At 42.8% G+C, this 16,977-nt stretch carries 13 protein-coding genes; 10 read left to right on the forward strand and 3 right to left on the reverse strand.

Annotation, left to right across the window (positions count from 1 at the left end):
- Positions 1–92: 92 nt before the first annotated feature.
- Together rnr and rlmB are read left to right on the forward strand one after the other, a co-directional pair.
- A complete protein-coding gene (gene rnr, locus BKL51_RS08250) occupies positions 93–2,447 on the forward strand; it encodes a ribonuclease R (RefSeq protein ID WP_077466228.1) in 2,355 nt (784 codons plus the stop codon).
- Positions 2,448–2,501: 54 nt separating this feature from the next.
- On the forward strand, positions 2,502–3,242 hold the full coding sequence (rlmB, locus tag BKL51_RS08255; RefSeq protein ID WP_077466229.1) for a 23S rRNA (guanosine(2251)-2'-O)-methyltransferase RlmB: 741 nt from the start codon (positions 2,502–2,504) through the stop codon (positions 3,240–3,242).
- 79 nt (positions 3,243–3,321) lie between these two features.
- Here rlmB and brnQ read toward each other — a convergent pair whose 3' ends face one another.
- The gene (brnQ, locus tag BKL51_RS08260) at positions 3,322–4,647 is read right to left on the reverse strand and encodes a branched-chain amino acid transport system II carrier protein (RefSeq protein ID WP_077466230.1); all 1,326 of its coding nucleotides are present in this window, start codon (positions 4,645–4,647) and stop codon (positions 3,322–3,324) included.
- Positions 4,648–4,838: 191 nt separating this feature from the next.
- On the opposite strand from brnQ, the gene nhaA reads away from it, so the two are divergent.
- A complete protein-coding gene (gene nhaA, locus BKL51_RS08265) occupies positions 4,839–6,002 on the forward strand; it encodes a Na+/H+ antiporter NhaA (RefSeq protein WP_077466231.1) in 1,164 nt (387 codons plus the stop codon).
- Between the two features lie 53 nt (positions 6,003–6,055).
- Here nhaA and BKL51_RS08270 read toward each other — a convergent pair whose 3' ends face one another.
- Positions 6,056–6,955 carry a LysR family transcriptional regulator gene (locus BKL51_RS08270; protein ID WP_077466232.1) on the reverse strand — a complete coding sequence of 300 codons (900 nt, stop codon included), beginning with the start codon at positions 6,953–6,955 and terminating at the stop codon, positions 6,056–6,058.
- 312 nt (positions 6,956–7,267) lie between these two features.
- Between BKL51_RS08270 and atoD the strand changes: the two genes are divergently transcribed.
- The 6 genes from atoD to BKL51_RS08300 all read left to right on the forward strand — a co-directional run bounded on the left by atoD (position 7,268) and on the right by BKL51_RS08300 (position 13,363).
- Positions 7,268–7,918, forward strand: a complete 651-nt coding sequence (gene atoD, locus BKL51_RS08275; RefSeq protein WP_077466233.1) for an acetate CoA-transferase subunit alpha — start codon at positions 7,268–7,270, stop codon at positions 7,916–7,918.
- Positions 7,919–7,929: 11 nt separating this feature from the next.
- The gene (locus BKL51_RS08280) at positions 7,930–8,601 is read left to right on the forward strand and encodes a 3-oxoacid CoA-transferase subunit B (RefSeq protein ID WP_077466234.1); all 672 of its coding nucleotides are present in this window, start codon (positions 7,930–7,932) and stop codon (positions 8,599–8,601) included.
- Complete coding sequence (locus tag BKL51_RS08285) at positions 8,598–9,941, forward strand: TIGR00366 family protein (RefSeq protein ID WP_077466235.1); 1,344 nt, start codon at positions 8,598–8,600, stop codon at positions 9,939–9,941. Before BKL51_RS08280 ends, BKL51_RS08285 begins: the two co-directional genes overlap by 4 nt.
- A gap of 18 nt (positions 9,942–9,959) precedes the next feature.
- Complete coding sequence (locus BKL51_RS08290) at positions 9,960–11,141, forward strand: acetyl-CoA C-acetyltransferase (protein ID WP_077466236.1); 1,182 nt, start codon at positions 9,960–9,962, stop codon at positions 11,139–11,141.
- Between the two features lie 30 nt (positions 11,142–11,171).
- A complete protein-coding gene (locus tag BKL51_RS08295) occupies positions 11,172–11,933 on the forward strand; it encodes a 3-hydroxybutyrate dehydrogenase (protein ID WP_077466237.1) in 762 nt (253 codons plus the stop codon).
- A gap of 104 nt (positions 11,934–12,037) precedes the next feature.
- A complete protein-coding gene (locus BKL51_RS08300; protein ID WP_077466238.1) occupies positions 12,038–13,363 on the forward strand; it encodes a GntP family permease in 1,326 nt (441 codons plus the stop codon).
- Positions 13,364–13,462: 99 nt separating this feature from the next.
- Here the strand turns inward: BKL51_RS08300 and uvrA are convergent, their stop codons facing one another.
- Positions 13,463–16,294 (reverse strand): excinuclease ABC subunit UvrA, encoded by a 2,832-nt coding sequence (uvrA, locus tag BKL51_RS08305; protein WP_077466241.1) that lies wholly within the window; start codon positions 16,292–16,294, stop codon positions 13,463–13,465.
- Positions 16,295–16,447: 153 nt separating this feature from the next.
- Between uvrA and BKL51_RS08310 the strand changes: the two genes are divergently transcribed.
- On the forward strand, positions 16,448–16,948 hold the full coding sequence (locus tag BKL51_RS08310) for a single-stranded DNA-binding protein (protein WP_077466239.1): 501 nt from the start codon (positions 16,448–16,450) through the stop codon (positions 16,946–16,948).
- Positions 16,949–16,977 lie beyond the last annotated feature (29 nt).

The raw sequence follows: 16,977 nt of genomic DNA on the forward strand, positions 1-16,977 counted from the left end.
AAGCCTTTATATCTACCAATCGTCCTATTTCCTTGCATTCTTTCCTTTACAGTGTCAAACTCACAGTAATTTTTAATACCTATCAAAAAGCCATGGCGAAAAAACAGAAAAAACTCAAACTCCAAGATCCTCATTATCAACGGGAGTTGGCCAAATATGGCAATCCTATCCCAAGTAGGGAGCTGATTTTACGCGTAATTAGCGAAAATAATGCGCCAATGAATAGGGAAGAAATTTTGACCGCACTTTCCATTCGTGACGAGTCACAAACGGAGGCTATGCGTCGCCGTTTACGTGCGATGGAAAATGACGGGCAACTTATTTTCACCAAACGTAAACGCTATGCCTTACCGGAAAAATTAGATCTGGTTAAGGGCTTAGTAATCGGTCATCGGGAAGGCTACGGTTTCTTGCAAGTCGAGGGTAAAAAAGAGGACTTTTTCATTCCAAATCCGCAAATGCAACGGGTTATGCACGGTGATTTCGTACTGGCACAACCGACAGGTACGGATCATCGCGGTCGCCGTGAGGTTCGCATTGTACGCGTGTTAGAAAGCCGCAAAAAACAAATTGTCGGTCGTTTCTTTTTGGAAAACGGCTTTAGCTATGTTGTACCGGATGATAGCCGTATCGGGCGTGATATTCTTGTACCAAACGAACATCGTAACGGTGCGCGTATGGGGCAAGTGGTAGTAGTCGAATTACAAGAACGTTCCGCCGCCTTCAATCAGCCGGTAGGGATTATTACGGAGATTTTGGGCGACAATATGGCAAAAGGGATGGAAGTGGAAATTGCCTTGCGTAATCATGATATTCCCCATAAATTCCCAAGTGCGGTGGAAAAATACGTCAAAAAATTTACCGAAGACGTTCCCGAAGAAGCGAAAAAAGGCCGTGTTGATTTACGTGATTTACCGTTAGTTACCATTGATGGCGAAGATGCCCGCGATTTCGATGATGCGGTCTATTGTGAAAAACAGGGTAAAGGCTGGAAACTTTGGGTGGCGATCGCCGATGTGAGCTATTATGTGCGTTTACGTTCCGCCTTGGATACGGAAGCTTACAACCGGGGGAACTCGGTATATTTCCCAAATCGTGTGGTGCCGATGTTACCGGAGATTTTATCCAATGGCTTGTGTTCGCTCAATCCGCAGGTCGATCGTCTCTGCATGGTATGTGAAATGCAAGTTTCCGCCAAAGGTAAACTGACCGGGTATCGCTTTTATGAAGCGGTGATGAATTCCCACGCACGCTTAACCTACACAAAAGTAGCGAAAATATTGGAAGGTGATACTGAATTACGGCAACGTTATGCCTCCCTCGTGCCGAATTTGGAAGAACTTCATCATCTCTATCAAGCCTTGCTTATCGCTCGTCATCAACGCGGCGCCATTGATTTTGAGACGATTGAAAGCAAATTTATTTTCAATGCCATGGGACGCATTGAGCGGATTGAATCGGTCATTCGTAACGATGCCCATAAAATCATTGAAGAATGTATGATTCTTGCCAATATCGCTGCCGCCAATTATATGGAAAAACACAATGAACCGGCACTATATCGTATTCATGCAATGCCAAGTGAAGAAAAACTCACTTCATTCCGTACTTTTTTGAGTGAGTTCGGCTTAACGTTGGAGGGCGGCAGAAAACCGACACCGAAAGATTACGCCGCACTGTTAGAAAAAATAAAAACACGACCGGATCACGAGCTGATTCAAATTATGTTGCTACGTTCTTTAAGTCAAGCAGTGTACCATGCGGACAATATCGGGCATTTTGGCTTAGCACTGGAAGAATATGCCCATTTTACTTCACCCATCCGCCGTTATCCGGATTTAACACTCCATCGCAGCATTAAATATTTACTTGCTAAAGAACAGGGGATAAAACGTAAAACCACTGACAGTGGCGGCTATCATTATTCCCTTGATGAAATGGATCTATTGGGCGATCATTGTTCAATGACGGAACGTCGTGCCGATGATGCAACTCGCGAAGTTGCGGATTGGTTGAAATGCGAGTATATGCAAGATCACATTAGCAATGAGTTTAACGGGGTGATTTCTTCCGTAACCGGTTTTGGATTGTTTGTACGTTTGGACGATTTATTTATTGACGGATTAGTGCATATTTCCACCTTAGAAAATGACTACTATCAATTTGACGCTGCCAAACAGCGTTTAATTGGCGAAAATAGCGGCATACAATACCGATTGGGCGATAAGGTGCGTATTCGGGTGGAAGCCGTTCATTTAGAACAAAAAATGATAGATTTTTCACTTGTCAGTAGCGAGCGTAAACCACGTCGCATCGGTAAAACGGCAAAAGAAAAAACTAAAAAAGTATTCAAAGAATTGCCTTCAAAGGTGACGAGAAAACACAAAAGTGCGGTCAAAAATAAAAAAGTGTCTAAAAAACCGAGGAAATCGAAAATGCAATCCTAGATTTTCCTATTTTTTTGAAAAGAAAAATAAATAACAAAATATAAAAGAGAGCCTATGTCAGAAAAAATCTATGGCATTCATGCCGTAAACAGTATTTTAACCCACACACCGGAACGCCTTATTGAAGTGTTTGTACTAAAAGGACGTGAAGATAAACGCCTACAATCATTACTAAACGAATTGCATTCAATCGGCATTGGGGTGCAATTTGTGAATCGCCAAACTTTAGATAAAAAAGCAAACGGCGAAGTGCATCAAGGCATTATTGCACGAGTGCAAGCCATGAAAGAACTGGGCGAAAATGATCTTGATGTCATTCTGCAAAATAGCAAAAATCCGCTTTTATTAGTGCTTGACGGCGTAACGGATCCTCACAATCTTGGTGCTTGTTTGCGTACCGCAGATGCGGCCGGTGTAGCGGCAGTCATTGTACCGAAAGATAAATCGGCACAACTTACTTCCGTTGCGCGTAAAGTAGCGTGCGGAGCGGCGGAAACTGTCCCGCTCATTCGTGTCACTAATCTTTCCCGAACTCTTCGCGACTTACAACAAAATCACAATATTTGGGTTGTAGGAACAGCCGGTGAAGCGACCGAAACGATTTATCAAAGCAAGCTTATTGGTGCACTGGCACTGGTTATGGGGGCTGAAGGAGAAGGAATGCGCCGTTTGACCAGAGAACATTGCGATCAACTGATAAGCATCCCAATGGTAGGCTCGGTTTCATCCTTGAATGTCTCGGTGGCTACAGGCGTATGTTTGTTTGAGATTGTGCGTCAACGTTTAAGCGCATAAAAACATTTAAAAAAGTAACCGCACTTTATAAAAATACCGAGTATCTTAAACTCGGTATTTTTTATTATATACTTATTTTTTAAGCTTTTTTTCGTCCTAATAATAGCGATAAAGCTAATGCAATAAATGCCGGAATCAACCACGCCATCCCATCGGAATAAAGCGGTAAATGACTCAGTAAATTCTCAACGGGTTGTGGTAGTAAATCAACGTTTTTCAAACTGTCACAAGCACTAAAGCACACCGTAACCAGCAAAGTGAAGTAATAACTGAGTTTAATATTCGGCAATTTATTACGGATAATTTGCAGTAACACCAACATAATTGCTACCGGATAAATCAACAATAATGCCGGAATCGTAATTCTCAATAATTCCGTTAAACCGGCTTGTGCAACCGTTGTCGTTAAAATTGCAAATACTACGACCCAAAACGGATAAGATAAGCGAACATGGAATTTAGAGAAATAATCCGCACATGCGCTGGTAACACCCACAAGTGTCGTGATATTCGCTAAAATAATAATGCCTGACATAATCCAAGTACCGGAAATCCCAAATAAAGCATTAACATAACGGGAGAAAATTTGCCCGCCGTTGGTTGCTCCCTCCGCCACTTGCGCACTAGTCGCCCCTAGATAGAACAATGAAAAATACAGCATTGCCAATAAAAATACGGAAATCACCCCTGCGGAGATCGTATATTTTATTACCTTTTGCGGGGAAGTAACGTTCCGTACTGCCAACGCTCGGGCAACAATCCCACCAAAGGCAATGGCTGCTAGCACATCCATAGTTTGGTAGCCGCTGATTAAACCGGAAGTAATCGCGGGATTTGTGGCATACCCCTTGCTTGGCTCAACAATGTCGGACAGCGGGGAGATAATAACCTTCACAGCCACCACAACCAGTAACACGAGCAATGCCGGCGTCATAAATTTTCCCACTGTTGAAATAATTGTATTAGGGCGTAGCATAAAAAACATACCGACAACATTGAAAACAAGGGAAAAAATAAAATGTGCGTCATTGGAATCATTCACAATATTCAACGGTAACCATGCCATTTCATAAGCGACATTAGTCACACGCGGCATTGCGAACAGAGAACCAATTACTAAATATAATATGGTTAAAAACATTATCTCGGCCCACTTCGGCAAATCGCGGGAAAGTTCCTCTCCTCTCCCAAGCATCGCTACAACAACCAAAGTAATGAATGGCATGAATACACCGGTTAATATGAAGCCAAAAGATGCCGTAGCCCAATACGAACCTGCCGTAAACCCTTCCATTGGCGGAAAAATAATATTTCCTGCGCCTAAAAAAAGCGCAAAAATCATCATTCCTAAAACAATAATATCTTTACGAGTCATAGTATTCTCAGTTAATAAAAAGGAGCTCATTCTACTACAAAGTACTTGATAACCCTAATCTTCAAATAAAAAATATGAGCTTAATCACTCAGTCAATATTAACTCAAAAATCATCAGAAAAATGACCGCACTTTCAGACTGATATTTTTCGTAGATAAATAAAAATGTGATAGTATCGGGACTTCTTTCTGTTTTTTATTTATTTTTGGAGAGATCTTTTTATGTTGCAGCTGATACAACAATTTTTCAAACTCGAATCATCTAGCGGAATTTTATTACTCTTCGCCGCATTTATCGCAATTTTATTTGCCAATTCACCTTTAAATACTTTTTATCATGACTTTTTAAATCTACCGGTGAGTATCCAAATCGGTAGCTTCGCAATTAATAAAACCCTCATTCATTGGATTAATGACGGCTTTATGGCGGTATTTTTTGTTCTAGTGGGATTGGAAGTAAAGCGTGAATTGTTAGAGGGGTCGCTTTCCAGCTATCAACAGGCCGTTTTCCCGGCAATTGCCGCTGTAGGCGGTATGGCAATCCCCGCATTGGTTTATATTTTAATTGCGCACGAAGATCCTACTTTAGCCAATGGTTGGGCTATTCCAATGGCAACGGATATCGCCTTTGCGCTAGGGGTTGTGGCGCTGTTAAGCAAACAGGTTCCTCTGCCGTTAAAGGTCTTTTTATTAGCGCTTGCGATCATTGATGATTTAGGCGCTATTGTCGTCATTGCGTTATTCTTCTCCCACGGATTAAGTATTCAAGCGCTTATTTTCTCCGCAATCGCAATCATTCTACTCATTGCGTTAAATCGCTTTAAAGTCACTGCACTTTGCGCTTATATGGTGGTCGGCACAATTCTATGGGCATCCGTATTAAAGTCCGGCGTACATGCCACATTAGCCGGCGTTATTATCGGTTTCTGTATCCCTCTAAAAGGTGAAAAAGGTGAAACACCATTAGAAGATTTTGAGCATTTGCTTGCGCCTTGGACTTCATTCCTTATTTTACCGTTATTTGCCTTTGCCAATGCGGGGGTAAGTTTTGAAGGGGGGGATTTCTCCATGCTGACTTCACCGTTATTACTCGCTATTTCCTTAGGCTTGATTATCGGCAAACCGGTCGGAGTGTTTGGTTTTAGTTATCTTTCTGTGAAGTTAGGTATCGCTAAATTACCGGAAGGTATCAATTTTAAACAAATTTTTGCAGTCGCTATTTTGTGCGGTATCGGGTTTACCATGTCGATGTTCCTCGCAAGCCTTGCTTTTGATGCGAATGCTGGCGAAAGTGTAAATACTCTTTCCCGTTTGGGCATTCTAATCGGCTCCACAATCTCTGCCATCGTAGGGTATATCTTCTTAAAACAAACCACAAAAGCATAATATCCCCTAAAAAGTGCGGTTAATTTTGACCGCACTTTTACTTTACTTCCTATTTATTTGACTTTAAATAACTTTAATAACAAGTCAAAAATATAATTCTCAATGGTTGAATAATTATTCTTCTTTAACCGACAAAGTGTGACTTTCCATAAAATCGGTTCATTAATTTTACGGCAGACAAATTCCGACGATTGATATTGTTCGGCTATCGGGTAAGGTAAAATAGTTAATAAATCATGATTTTGTTTTACTGCATTTAGCATAAAATCCCAAGAACCGGATTCAATCACAATGTTCGGATAAATATTATATCGTTCGAAATGCTCTTTTAATTGATGAGATATCATAAAATTCTTATCAAAAATTGCCATTTTTTGTTTATTTAAATCCAGCCATTCAATTTTTTCTTTATTTGCCAGTGGATGATTCGGCGATAAAAAGAGGGAGAGCTCCGAATGATGAATGGCAAAAGAATCTATGATATTTTTAGATATTCCCTCCGGATAAAGTAAGACGGCAAGATCTACTTGTTCCAGTAATAATTCGCTTTTTAATGCAAAGGCACCTTGCTCCTTTACGGTAATGTTGATAGTAGGGTTATTCAAAATAAGTGAAGGAATAACGTCGGAAAAGACGACGGATAAAATCAAAGGCGGAATACCAATCGTGATATTACCAATCAGTTCCATATTCTCGCTATGCAAATTGCGGTGCATTTCATTATATTTAGCAATAATTTCCTTTGCATCGTGGTAATAATTTTCACCGATATAAGTCAGCCCCATTATTTTTCCGCTTGAACGTTTAAATAATTGAATTTCCTCTCTCTGTTCAAAATCAGAAATCATCATACTGAGCGTAGGCTGAGAAATATATAAATTTTGAGCCGTTTTACTCAAATTAAAGTTATTTTCAACAATCGCAATGAAATAGCGCAAATGCCGAATATCCATTTGGTGTCCTCTGTAAAGGTGAAAAACTTTATAAGCCGATTCTATATTTTGTATAAATTAAATTTATAGGCATCTAAAAAATCTGTATTTCTCCTGCTAAATACCTTCTGATATTCTGCTTTTCAAGTTTTGTAAATAACAGGAAAAACACCTTGGCGTAACCGATTATTTCCTACTTTATACCTGAAGTTAGGCTACATTTCCAGTATTTATGCAGTCACTAAATAGAAATTTATATTATTCGTTTTATTTTAAACGAATGGTGTTTTTATTATAAAAATTTTTGATTAAAAAATTAATTCGGAGAAAACTATGTCAAAAATTATTCCCATTACTGAATTAAAGAAACATTTCTTTGACGGCATGACATTAATGTCGGGCGGTTTTATGGGGGTCGGTACGCCTGAAAAAATCGTGCAAGCAGTGTTATCTGCCGAGATTAAAAACATTCACCTGATTTGTAGCGATACGGCACAAGTCCACAATGGAGTCGGACCGTTAATTGTACACAATCGGGTCAAGAAGGTTTCCGCTTCTCATATAGGCACCAATCCTGAAACGGGGAAAAAAATGATTTCGGGTGACATTGATGTTGAATTGATCCCACAAGGAACATTTGCAGAGCGGGTTAGAGCCGGCGGTGCGGGATTAGGCGGATTTTTAACGCCAACCGGTGTCGGCACGGTAGTAGAAGAAGGTAAACAAAAAATTGAGCTTGATGGTGTGACTTATTTGTTAGAGCGTCCATTGAAAGCTGATATTGCCATTCTTAAAGCTGATATTGCCGATGAAGAGGGAAATCTGATTTATAACGGCTCGGCCCGCAATTTTAATCCGCTAATGGCGCTGGCGGCGAAAACCGTCATTGTCGAAGCGGAGCAAATTGTCAAAGCAGGCACGCTCGATCCAAATCAGATAATGACGCCAGCAATGTTGGTTGATTACCTTGTTTCTAGCCATTAAAGGAGAACATTATGAACGCAAAAGAATTAATTGCCCGCCGTATTGCAATGGAGCTGAAAGACGGCGATATCGTCAATTTGGGTATCGGCTTACCTACCTTAGTGGCAAATTATTTACCTGATAACGTTGATATTACTCTGCAATCAGAAAACGGTTTTTTAGGTTTAACCGCTCATGATCCGCAAAACGATAATCCGAATGTTGTGAATGCCGGTGGGCAACCCTGCGGTATTAAAGCCGGCGGGGCATTTTTCGACAGCGCATTTTCGTTTGCGCTTATTCGTGGCGGACATGTTGATGCCTGCGTGCTTGGCGGATTAGAAGTGGATCAACAGGCAAATCTGGCAAATTGGATGGTACCGGGAAAAATGGTACCGGGTATGGGAGGCGCAATGGATTTAGTGACCGGTGCGAAAAAGGTCATTATCGGAATGGAACATTGTGCAAAATCCGGCAGTTCAAAAATCCTCAAACAATGCACCCTGCCCTTAACAGCAGTAAATAAAGTCAAAATGATTGTCACCGAATTGGCGGTATTTGAATTTGAACAAGGCAGACTCGTGTTAAAAGAACACGCTCCAAATGTGGATTTAGACACAATCAGACAGAAAACAGAGGCTGATTTTATTGTTGCCGATGATTTCAAACCCATGGTTATCAGCCAAAAAGGATTATCCCTATGATTAACCGGATTGCCAGAGGGATGACAACATTAGTCAGCCGATATATGCCGGAACCGCTTGTTTTAGCGGTTCTGCTAAGTATTGTGATTTTTTTCTGTGCATGGGGATTGACCGATCATACGCCTGTGCAGTTAGTCAATATGTGGGGGGACGGTTTTTGGAATTTACTCTCATTCAGTATGCAAATGGCAATGGTGGTCGTTACTGGGAACGCCCTTGCCTCCGCACCGCAAATTCGCCGCTTTCTCAGCATAACGGCATCTATCGCTAAAACACCTGCTCAAGGGGTTGTATTGGTTACCTTTATGAGCGCTCTTGCCTGTATGATTAACTGGGGATTTGGCTTAGTGGTGGGGGCGATGTTTGCCAAAGAGGTCGCCAGACGTATTCGAGGTACGGATTATGCGCTCTTAATCGCCTGTGCTTATATCGGATTTATGACGTGGGGAGGCGGATTTTCCGGCTCAATGCCGCTACAAGCCGCCACACCGAATAACCCCATTGCCCATCTTATTACTTCCGAATCCAATCCTCTAGGTATCGTACCTGTCAGTCAAACTTTATTCACCGGCTATAACATTTTTATCATCTTAATGCTGTTAGTTTGTTTGCCTTTTATTACGCGGATGATGAATCCTAAAGGCGAAGAAGTTCGCAACGTTGATCCTAAATTATTACAACCGGATCCGGATTTCAGCAAAACCTTAGATGAAAATGCCACCCTTGCCGAACGTATTGAAGAAAGCCGTTTGTTAGCCTATGTAATTGCAGGTACCGGATTTAGTTATCTCGCACTCACTTTCTTGCAAAACGGATTTAGTTTGACGATTAATACGGTCAATTTGATTTTCTTGATGACAGGGATTTTATTGCACGGTTCACCTGCCGCCTATGTTCGAGCGATTACTAATGCCACTCGTAGTACCGCAGGTATTTTAATTCAGTTCCCGTTTTATGCCGGTATGCAATTAATGATGGAACATTCCGGGTTAGGCGGCATGATTACTGAATTTTTTGTCAATATTTCCAACAAAGACACCTTTCCGCTTTTAACCTTCTTTAGCTCTGCTTTAGTGAATTTTGCCGTGCCTTCGGGCGGCGGACATTGGGTCGTTCAAGGGCCGTTTGTTATCCCTGCCGCGCTATCTCTTGAAGCCGATTTAGGTAAATCCGTTATGGCGATTGCTTATGGCGATATGTGGGCGAATATGGCACAGCCGTTTTGGGCGCTGCCTGCTCTCGGTATAGCTGGGCTCGGGGTAAGAGACATTATGGGATATTGTATGACCGCGCTTATTTTTACCACACCGATTTTTGTCATCGGACTCTATTTCTTATAAATCAACGAGGAGAAAATAATGGAAAATATTGTGATTGTTAGTGCGGTCAGAACGGCTATAGGGCGTTTTGGCGGTGGCTTAGCCGGTACAAGTGCGGTCGATTTGGGGGCTATTGTGATTAATGAAGTCTTAAAACGCGCCAATCTTGATGCCACCAAGGTGGATGAAGTCATTATGGGAAATGTGCTGCAAGCAGGACTCGGGCAGAATCCGGCTCGTCAAGCGGCGCTTAAGGCCGGCATTAATGAAGAGATTTCCTCTTTTACAATTAATAAAGTATGCGGTTCAGGTTTAAAAGCCGTTGTTCTCGGCGCACAAGCTATTGCGGCAGGTGATGCGGACGTTATCGTTGTGGGAGGCATGGAAAATATGAGTCAGGCCCCCTATGTGTTAGACAGTAAGGTTCGTTTTGGTGCCAAAATGGGCAATTTAAGCTTAAGAGATACCATGGTGGAAGACGGTTTAACCTGTGCGATCAACCATTACCATATGGGCATTACGGCAGAAAACATTGCGGAAAAATATCAGCTCAGTAGAGAAGAGCAGGATCAATTTGCGCTTCGTTCACAAACCTTAGCAAAACAAGCAATTGAATCCGGTGCGTTTTCGGCAGAAATTGTACCGGTGAGTGTTAAAACCCGTAAAGGTGAAACCCTGTTTAGCCAAGATGAACACCCTACCTTTGATACCACGGCCGAAACCCTCGCCAAGCTTCGCCCGGCATTTATCAAAGAAGGGACGGTAACTGCCGGTAATGCTTCCGGTTTAAATGACGGGGCGGCAGCATTGCTGTTAATGAGTGAGAGCAAGGCAAAATCGCTGGGTTTAACCCCATTAGCACTTATTCGCAGCTATGCAGCCGCAGGCAATGATCCCAAAGTAATGGGATTAGGACCTATTCCTGCGGTACAAAAGGCGTTGGCAAAAGCAAACTTAAAATTAGACCAAATTGATTTAATTGAAGCGAATGAAGCTTTTGCAGCCCAAGCACTTGGTGTCGCAAAAGAGCTCAATCTGGATTTAACTAAAACTAATTTAAATGGAGGTGCAATTGCATTAGGACACCCAATTGGTGCAAGCGGTGCAAGAATTCTCGTCACCTTACTTTATGCTTTACAGGCAAGAGAAAAAAACTTGGGATTAGCCACACTTTGTATTGGTGGCGGGCAAGGTATTGCAATGATTGTTGAACGTCTTTAAACCTCAATTTTAATTAAATAGGAGCGCTCTATGTTAAATAACAAAATTGCGATTGTGACCGGTGCGGCAAGCGGTATCGGCTTAGCGGTCAGCCAAAGCCTCGCACAGGCGGGTGTAAAGCTCGTTATGGCGGATATAAATCAAGGGCTTCTAGAACAGGAAGCAAAAAAGCTGCAAGCTGCGCATATTGTCGTAGATCTATCCAAACGGGAGGAATGTAAAGCCGTTGTCGATTATGCGGTTGCCGAGTTTGGCGGTGTGGATATTCTGGTTAATGTTGCCGGCATCCAAACAGTTTCACCCATTGCGGATTTTCCAGAAGATCGTTGGGATTTTATGCTGAATCTGATGTTAACCGCACCTTTTTTACTCACCAAATATAGTTGGCCTTATATGCAAAACAAAGGTTGGGGGCGAGTGATTAACTTAAATTCCATTCACGGCTTAGTCGCCTCTGAATTTAAATCCGCTTATGTGTCTGCGAAACACGGGCTATCCGGTTTGACTAAAACGGCTGCATTAGAAGGAGGAGTATACGGAATTACGGTGAATGCTATTTGTCCTGCCTATGTAAGAACACCGTTAGTCGATAAACAAATTGCGGATCAAGCCAAACATCACGGGATTTCAGAACAAGAAGTCGTGAGCCAAATTATGCTGCAAAAAGCGGCGGTTAAACGGCTCATTGAACCGGCGGAGATCGGTGAATTTGTTAAATTCCTCTGCTCCGATGCCGCCGCCTCCGTTTCGGGAGCTTGCTTACCGATGGACGGCGGTTGGACAGCCGGCTAATACCTAATAGTACAACTCAATAACAAGCGGTGAGTTGTACTATCTTTTTTAATCAGGAGCAAGCGGCAAGCAAGTATTCATTATAAAAAAATCAGGAGAACTTTATGCTCAGTTTAATCGGCATTTTTGTAGGATTAGTTTTGCTAATGTTTCTAGCCTTTCGAGGCTATTCGATTGTTTGGATTGCCCCGTTGTGTGCGGCAATTGTTGCCCTCACGGGCGGGCTGGATATTTTAGATGCCTATTTAGGCAGTTATATGAACGGTTTGGTCGGCTTTGTTAAAGCCTGGTTCCCCGCATTTCTACTCAGTGCCGTCTTCGGCAACTTAATGGATGTGACAGGCGGCGCAAAATCCATTGCGGTTTGGCTGACTAAAGTAATGGGCTCAAAAAGTGCTATCGCCTCTATTGTGTTAGGCTGTGCATTATTGACTTACGGCGGGGTGAGTTTATTTGTGGTGGTTTTTGCCGTTTATCCCCTTGCTTTAGCGGTTTTTAAGGAAGCCAATATCAGCCGCCGATTAATTCCCGGTACCATTGCTTGCGGGGCATTTACCTTTACAATGACGGCATTGCCCGGTTCGCCACAAATTCAAAACTTAATTCCTACTCAATATTTTGGTACGGATGCTATGGCTGCACCGATAATGGGTCTAACCGCCTCTGCCATTTTATTTTTCGGCGGAGTGGCGTATCTCGAATATCGCCGTAAAAAATATGCGGCAAACGGCGAGTATTTTATCGAACCGGATAATGCGATTGCGACAGAACAGCAAGAGCGGCTGCCCAACCCGCTACTGGCGATTCTTCCGTTGGTCAGTGTGATTGTCGTATTGAACTTTGTACCACTGTTAATCGGATTGAAAAACGGTGATCCGAAAAATATCGTACTGGCGTTGTTGGCGGGAATCAGTTTAGTGATTTTGCTCAATTTAAAACAACGCAGTCGTTTTATTCCGGCTATCGGTAAAGGCGCAAATGGTGCGGTGGGAGCAATTATCAATACGGCGGCAGCAGTCGGATTTGGTAGCGTGGTAAGAATGGCTCCCGGGTTTGAACATCTAACGGCAATGATCTTAAATATTCCGGGAAGTCCGTTAATTTCATTGTCCGTTGCGGTCAATATATTAGCCGGTGCTACAGGATCTGCTTCCGGCGGAATGGGCATTGCGTTAGAAGCCTTAGGGGAAAAGTATCTTACGATAGCCAAACAGGCGAGTATTCCGCCCGAAGCATTTCATCGTATTGCTTCATTGGCTTCCGGCGGTTTGGATACGATGCCGCATAATGGCGCGGTCTTGACGTTGCTGAGTAATACGGGAATGACACACAAAGATTCCTATCTTGAGATTGCCGTTACGTCGTTTATTATGCCGATTCTTGCCACAATCGTCGTCATCCTACTATTTAGTTTATTTGGCATTTACTAAAAAACGTTTATCTTGTTGGACTGAAAACATTCAGCTCAAAACATTCTATAAATTGACCGCACTTTACAGCTCAACGGTTTCCAAGTGCGGTCAATTTTTCTAAGGTTTTGCTAAAATCGGTTTCAAGAATCTCGCAGTATGAGAACCTTCCACTTTCGCAACTTCTTCGGGGGTGCCGGTCGCAATAATTTGCCCGCCGCCACTCCCCCCTTCCGGCCCGAGATCTACAATCCAATCGGCGGTTTTGATCACATCTAAATTATGTTCAATTACCACAATCGTATTGCCTTGATCACGTAATCGGTGTAGCACGCTAAGTAATTGTTTTATATCTGCAAAATGCAAACCTGTGGTAGGTTCATCCAAAATATAAAGAGTTTTCCCCGTATCCCGTTTGGAAAGTTCAGTAGCCAACTTAACACGCTGTGCTTCCCCGCCGGAAAGTGTCGTGGAGGATTGCCCCAAACGGATGTACGATAAGCCCACATCCATTAAAGTTTGCAGTTTACGGGCAATTATTGGAATCGCATCAAAAAACTCGCGCGCTTCCTCTACTGTCATATCCAACACTTGATGAATAGTCTTTCCTTTATAGCGAATTTCTAAGGTTTCGCGGTTATAACGTTTGCCCTTACATTGATCGCACGGAACATACACATCAGGCAAGAAATGCATTTCCACTTTAATCACGCCATCGCCCTGACAAGCCTCACATCGCCCGCCACGCACGTTAAAACTAAAACGACCCGGGTTATAACCGCGGGCACGAGCTTCCGGCACGCCGGCAAAGAGTTCACGGATCGGCGTGAACAAACCGGTATAAGTGGCAGGATTTGAACGCGGCGTACGCCCGATCGGGCTTTGGTTAATATCAATGACTTTATCAAAATGCTCTAACCCTTCAATGGATTTATAAGGGGCATAATCGGTTTTATCCGCACGGTTTAGAGTGTTTTGCGCAAGAGGGAACAGGGTATCGTTAATCAACGTAGATTTGCCTGAACCCGATACTCCGGTAATACAGGTGAATAAGCCCACCGGAATGTCTAAATTCACATTTTTTAGGTTATTTCCCGATGCACCTTTCAGTTTCAACCATTTTTTCTTATCAAGTGCAGTACGTTTTTTCGGAATTTCAATTTGTTCAACACCCGATAAAAATTTCCCCGTAATCGAGTTCGGGTTTTGCATAATAGCTTGCGCATTGCCTTGCGCTATCACTTGTCCGCCATGCACGCCCGCCCCCGGCCCGATATCAATAATATGATCCGCCGCACGAATGGCGTCTTCGTCATGTTCTACCACAATCACTGTGTTACCAAGATTACGTAAGTGAATCAATGTGTTCAACAAACGTTCATTATCACGCTGATGTAGCCCGATAGAGGGTTCGTCCAACACGTACATCACCCCTACTAAACCCGCACCGATTTGACTGGCAAGACGAATCCTCTGCGCTTCACCGCCCGAAAGGGTTTCGGCAGAGCGGGAAAGAGAAAGATAATTTAACCCGACATTGACTAAGAACTGCAAACGCTCACGAATTTCTTTCAGAATTTTTTCAGCAATTTGTGCTTTTTGCCCTGTTAATGAAAGTGCGGTAAAAAACTCTAGCGTTTCACCAATGCTTTTTTCAGAAATCATCGGTAAATTAGTCGGCCCGATATAAACATTACGTGCTTCCGGACGTAAACGCGAACCGCGGCAATCGGCACAAGGACGATTGCTGATATTTTTGGCGAGTTCTTCACGCACCGAGATTGACTCCGTTTCTTTATAACGGCGCGCCATATTGTTTAAAATGCCTTCAAAAGGATGTTTACGAATCACCACATCACCGCGATCATTCATATATTGAAATTCAATCTCTTCCTTACCGGAACCTTGCATAATGATGTGCTGAATTTTTTTCGGCAAGGTTTCATAAGGGGCGTCCACATCAAAATCGTAATGTTTTGCAAGCGAGGTAAGCATTTGATGATAATAGAAATTTCGACGATCCCATCCTTTCACCGCCCCACCTGAAAGCGAAATACTCGGATTTTGCACCACACGCGCTTCATCAAAATATTGCTGAACCCCCAAGCCATCACAAGTCGGGCAGGCACCCGCCGGATTATTAAAAGAGAACAAACGGGGTTCTAATTCCGGTACGGAATAACCGCAATGCGGGCAGGCAAAGTTTGCAGAAAATACCAGTTCTTCAGCTTTAGGGTTATCCATTTCCACCACAATCGCCGTCCCGCCGGAAAGCTCCAACGCTGTCTCAAAAGATTCCGCTAAACGCGTGGCTAAATCCGACCGCACTTTGAAACGATCCACCACAACTTCAATAGTATGTTTTTTCTGTAGTTCGAGTTTTGGCGGATCAGACAGATCACAAATTTCACCATCAATCCGCGCTCGAATATAACCCTGTGCCGCAATATTTTCTAAGATTTTAACGTGCTCCCCTTTCCGATTTTTTACCACAGGTGCGAGCAACATCATTTTAGACTCTTCCGGCAAGCTTAACACTTTGTCCACCATTTGACTGATGGTTTGAGCCGTAAGCGGCACATCATGATTCGGACAGCGCGGCTCACCCACACGGGCAAAAAGGAGACGTAAATAATCGTAAATTTCTGTAATGGTTCCCACAGTGGAACGAGGGTTATGGGAGGTAGATTTTTGTTCGATAGATATCGCCGGCGACAAACCTTCAATGGAATCCACATCCGGTTTTTCCATCAAAGATAAAAACTGACGGGCATAGGCAGAAAGCGATTCCACATAACGGCGTTGGCCTTCCGCATACAGGGTATCAAAGGCTAATGAAGATTTGCCGGAGCCGGAAAGACCGGTGATCACGATGAGTTTATCGCGAGGAATGGTTAAATTAATATTTTTAAGATTATGGGTTCGCGCACCGCGAATATCGATATTTTCCATAAATAATTCGTTCTGATGATTATTTTTTTCAAGATTGCGAGCATTATCGCACATTTCAATATCTGTGCAAATATCCAGTTAAATTTTATAGATCTTTTCAAAAATTTCAGGCAAAATAACCGCACTTTTTTAATATGAAAAATGAGGATTCATATGGCAGGAGTAAATAAAGTTATCATTGTGGGTCATTTGGGCAATGATCCTGAAATTCGCACTATGCCAAATGGTGATGCCGTTGCCAATATCAGTGTCGCAACCAGTGAAAGTTGGAATGATCGTAACACGGGTGAGCGCCGCGAGATCACAGAATGGCACCGTATCGTGTTCTATCGTCGCCAAGCGGAAATTTGTGGCGAATACTTACGCAAAGGTTCACAAGTTTATGTAGAAGGTCGTTTACGCACTCGAAAATGGCAAGATCAAAATGGTCAAGATCGCTATACGACGGAAATTCAAGGCGATGTAATGCAAATGTTAGGTGGTCGCAATCAAAATGTAGGTGGCTACGGAGCAGCGAATATGGGACAAAGCAGCCCACAACCGTCTTATCAAACAAGTTCTAATAGTAATAATCAACCGTCTCGTCCTATACAGCAGCAAACATCACAGGCTGAACCGCCAATGGACGGTTTTGACGATGATATTCCGTTCTGAGTTACATAAAATTTAAGGGGCTGACGTAG

The sequence above is a fragment of the Rodentibacter sp. Ppn85 genome (assembly GCF_001999335.1).
GTDB lineage: Bacteria > Pseudomonadota > Gammaproteobacteria > Enterobacterales > Pasteurellaceae > Rodentibacter.

What these genes read in the sequence shown, in the direction of transcription:
- rlmB (WP_077466229.1), top strand. Translation starts at nt 2,502, where the DNA reads ATGTCAGAAAAAATCTATGGCATTCATGCCGTAAACAGTATTTTAACC.
- BKL51_RS08310 (WP_077466239.1), top strand. Translation starts at nt 16,448, where the DNA reads ATGGCAGGAGTAAATAAAGTTATCATTGTGGGTCATTTGGGCAATGAT.
- BKL51_RS08270 (WP_077466232.1), bottom strand. Translation starts at nt 6,955, where the DNA reads ATGGATATTCGGCATTTGCGCTATTTCATTGCGATTGTTGAAAATAAC.
- BKL51_RS08285 (WP_077466235.1), top strand. Translation starts at nt 8,598, where the DNA reads ATGATTAACCGGATTGCCAGAGGGATGACAACATTAGTCAGCCGATAT.
- BKL51_RS08280 (WP_077466234.1), top strand. Translation starts at nt 7,930, where the DNA reads ATGAACGCAAAAGAATTAATTGCCCGCCGTATTGCAATGGAGCTGAAA.
- nhaA (WP_077466231.1), top strand. Translation starts at nt 4,839, where the DNA reads ATGTTGCAGCTGATACAACAATTTTTCAAACTCGAATCATCTAGCGGA.
- rnr (WP_077466228.1), top strand. Translation starts at nt 93, where the DNA reads ATGGCGAAAAAACAGAAAAAACTCAAACTCCAAGATCCTCATTATCAA.
- BKL51_RS08295 (WP_077466237.1), top strand. Translation starts at nt 11,172, where the DNA reads ATGTTAAATAACAAAATTGCGATTGTGACCGGTGCGGCAAGCGGTATC.
- atoD (WP_077466233.1), top strand. Translation starts at nt 7,268, where the DNA reads ATGTCAAAAATTATTCCCATTACTGAATTAAAGAAACATTTCTTTGAC.
- brnQ (WP_077466230.1), bottom strand. Translation starts at nt 4,647, where the DNA reads ATGAGCTCCTTTTTATTAACTGAGAATACTATGACTCGTAAAGATATT.
- uvrA (WP_077466241.1), bottom strand. Translation starts at nt 16,294, where the DNA reads ATGGAAAATATCGATATTCGCGGTGCGCGAACCCATAATCTTAAAAAT.
- BKL51_RS08300 (WP_077466238.1), top strand. Translation starts at nt 12,038, where the DNA reads ATGCTCAGTTTAATCGGCATTTTTGTAGGATTAGTTTTGCTAATGTTT.
- BKL51_RS08290 (WP_077466236.1), top strand. Translation starts at nt 9,960, where the DNA reads ATGGAAAATATTGTGATTGTTAGTGCGGTCAGAACGGCTATAGGGCGT.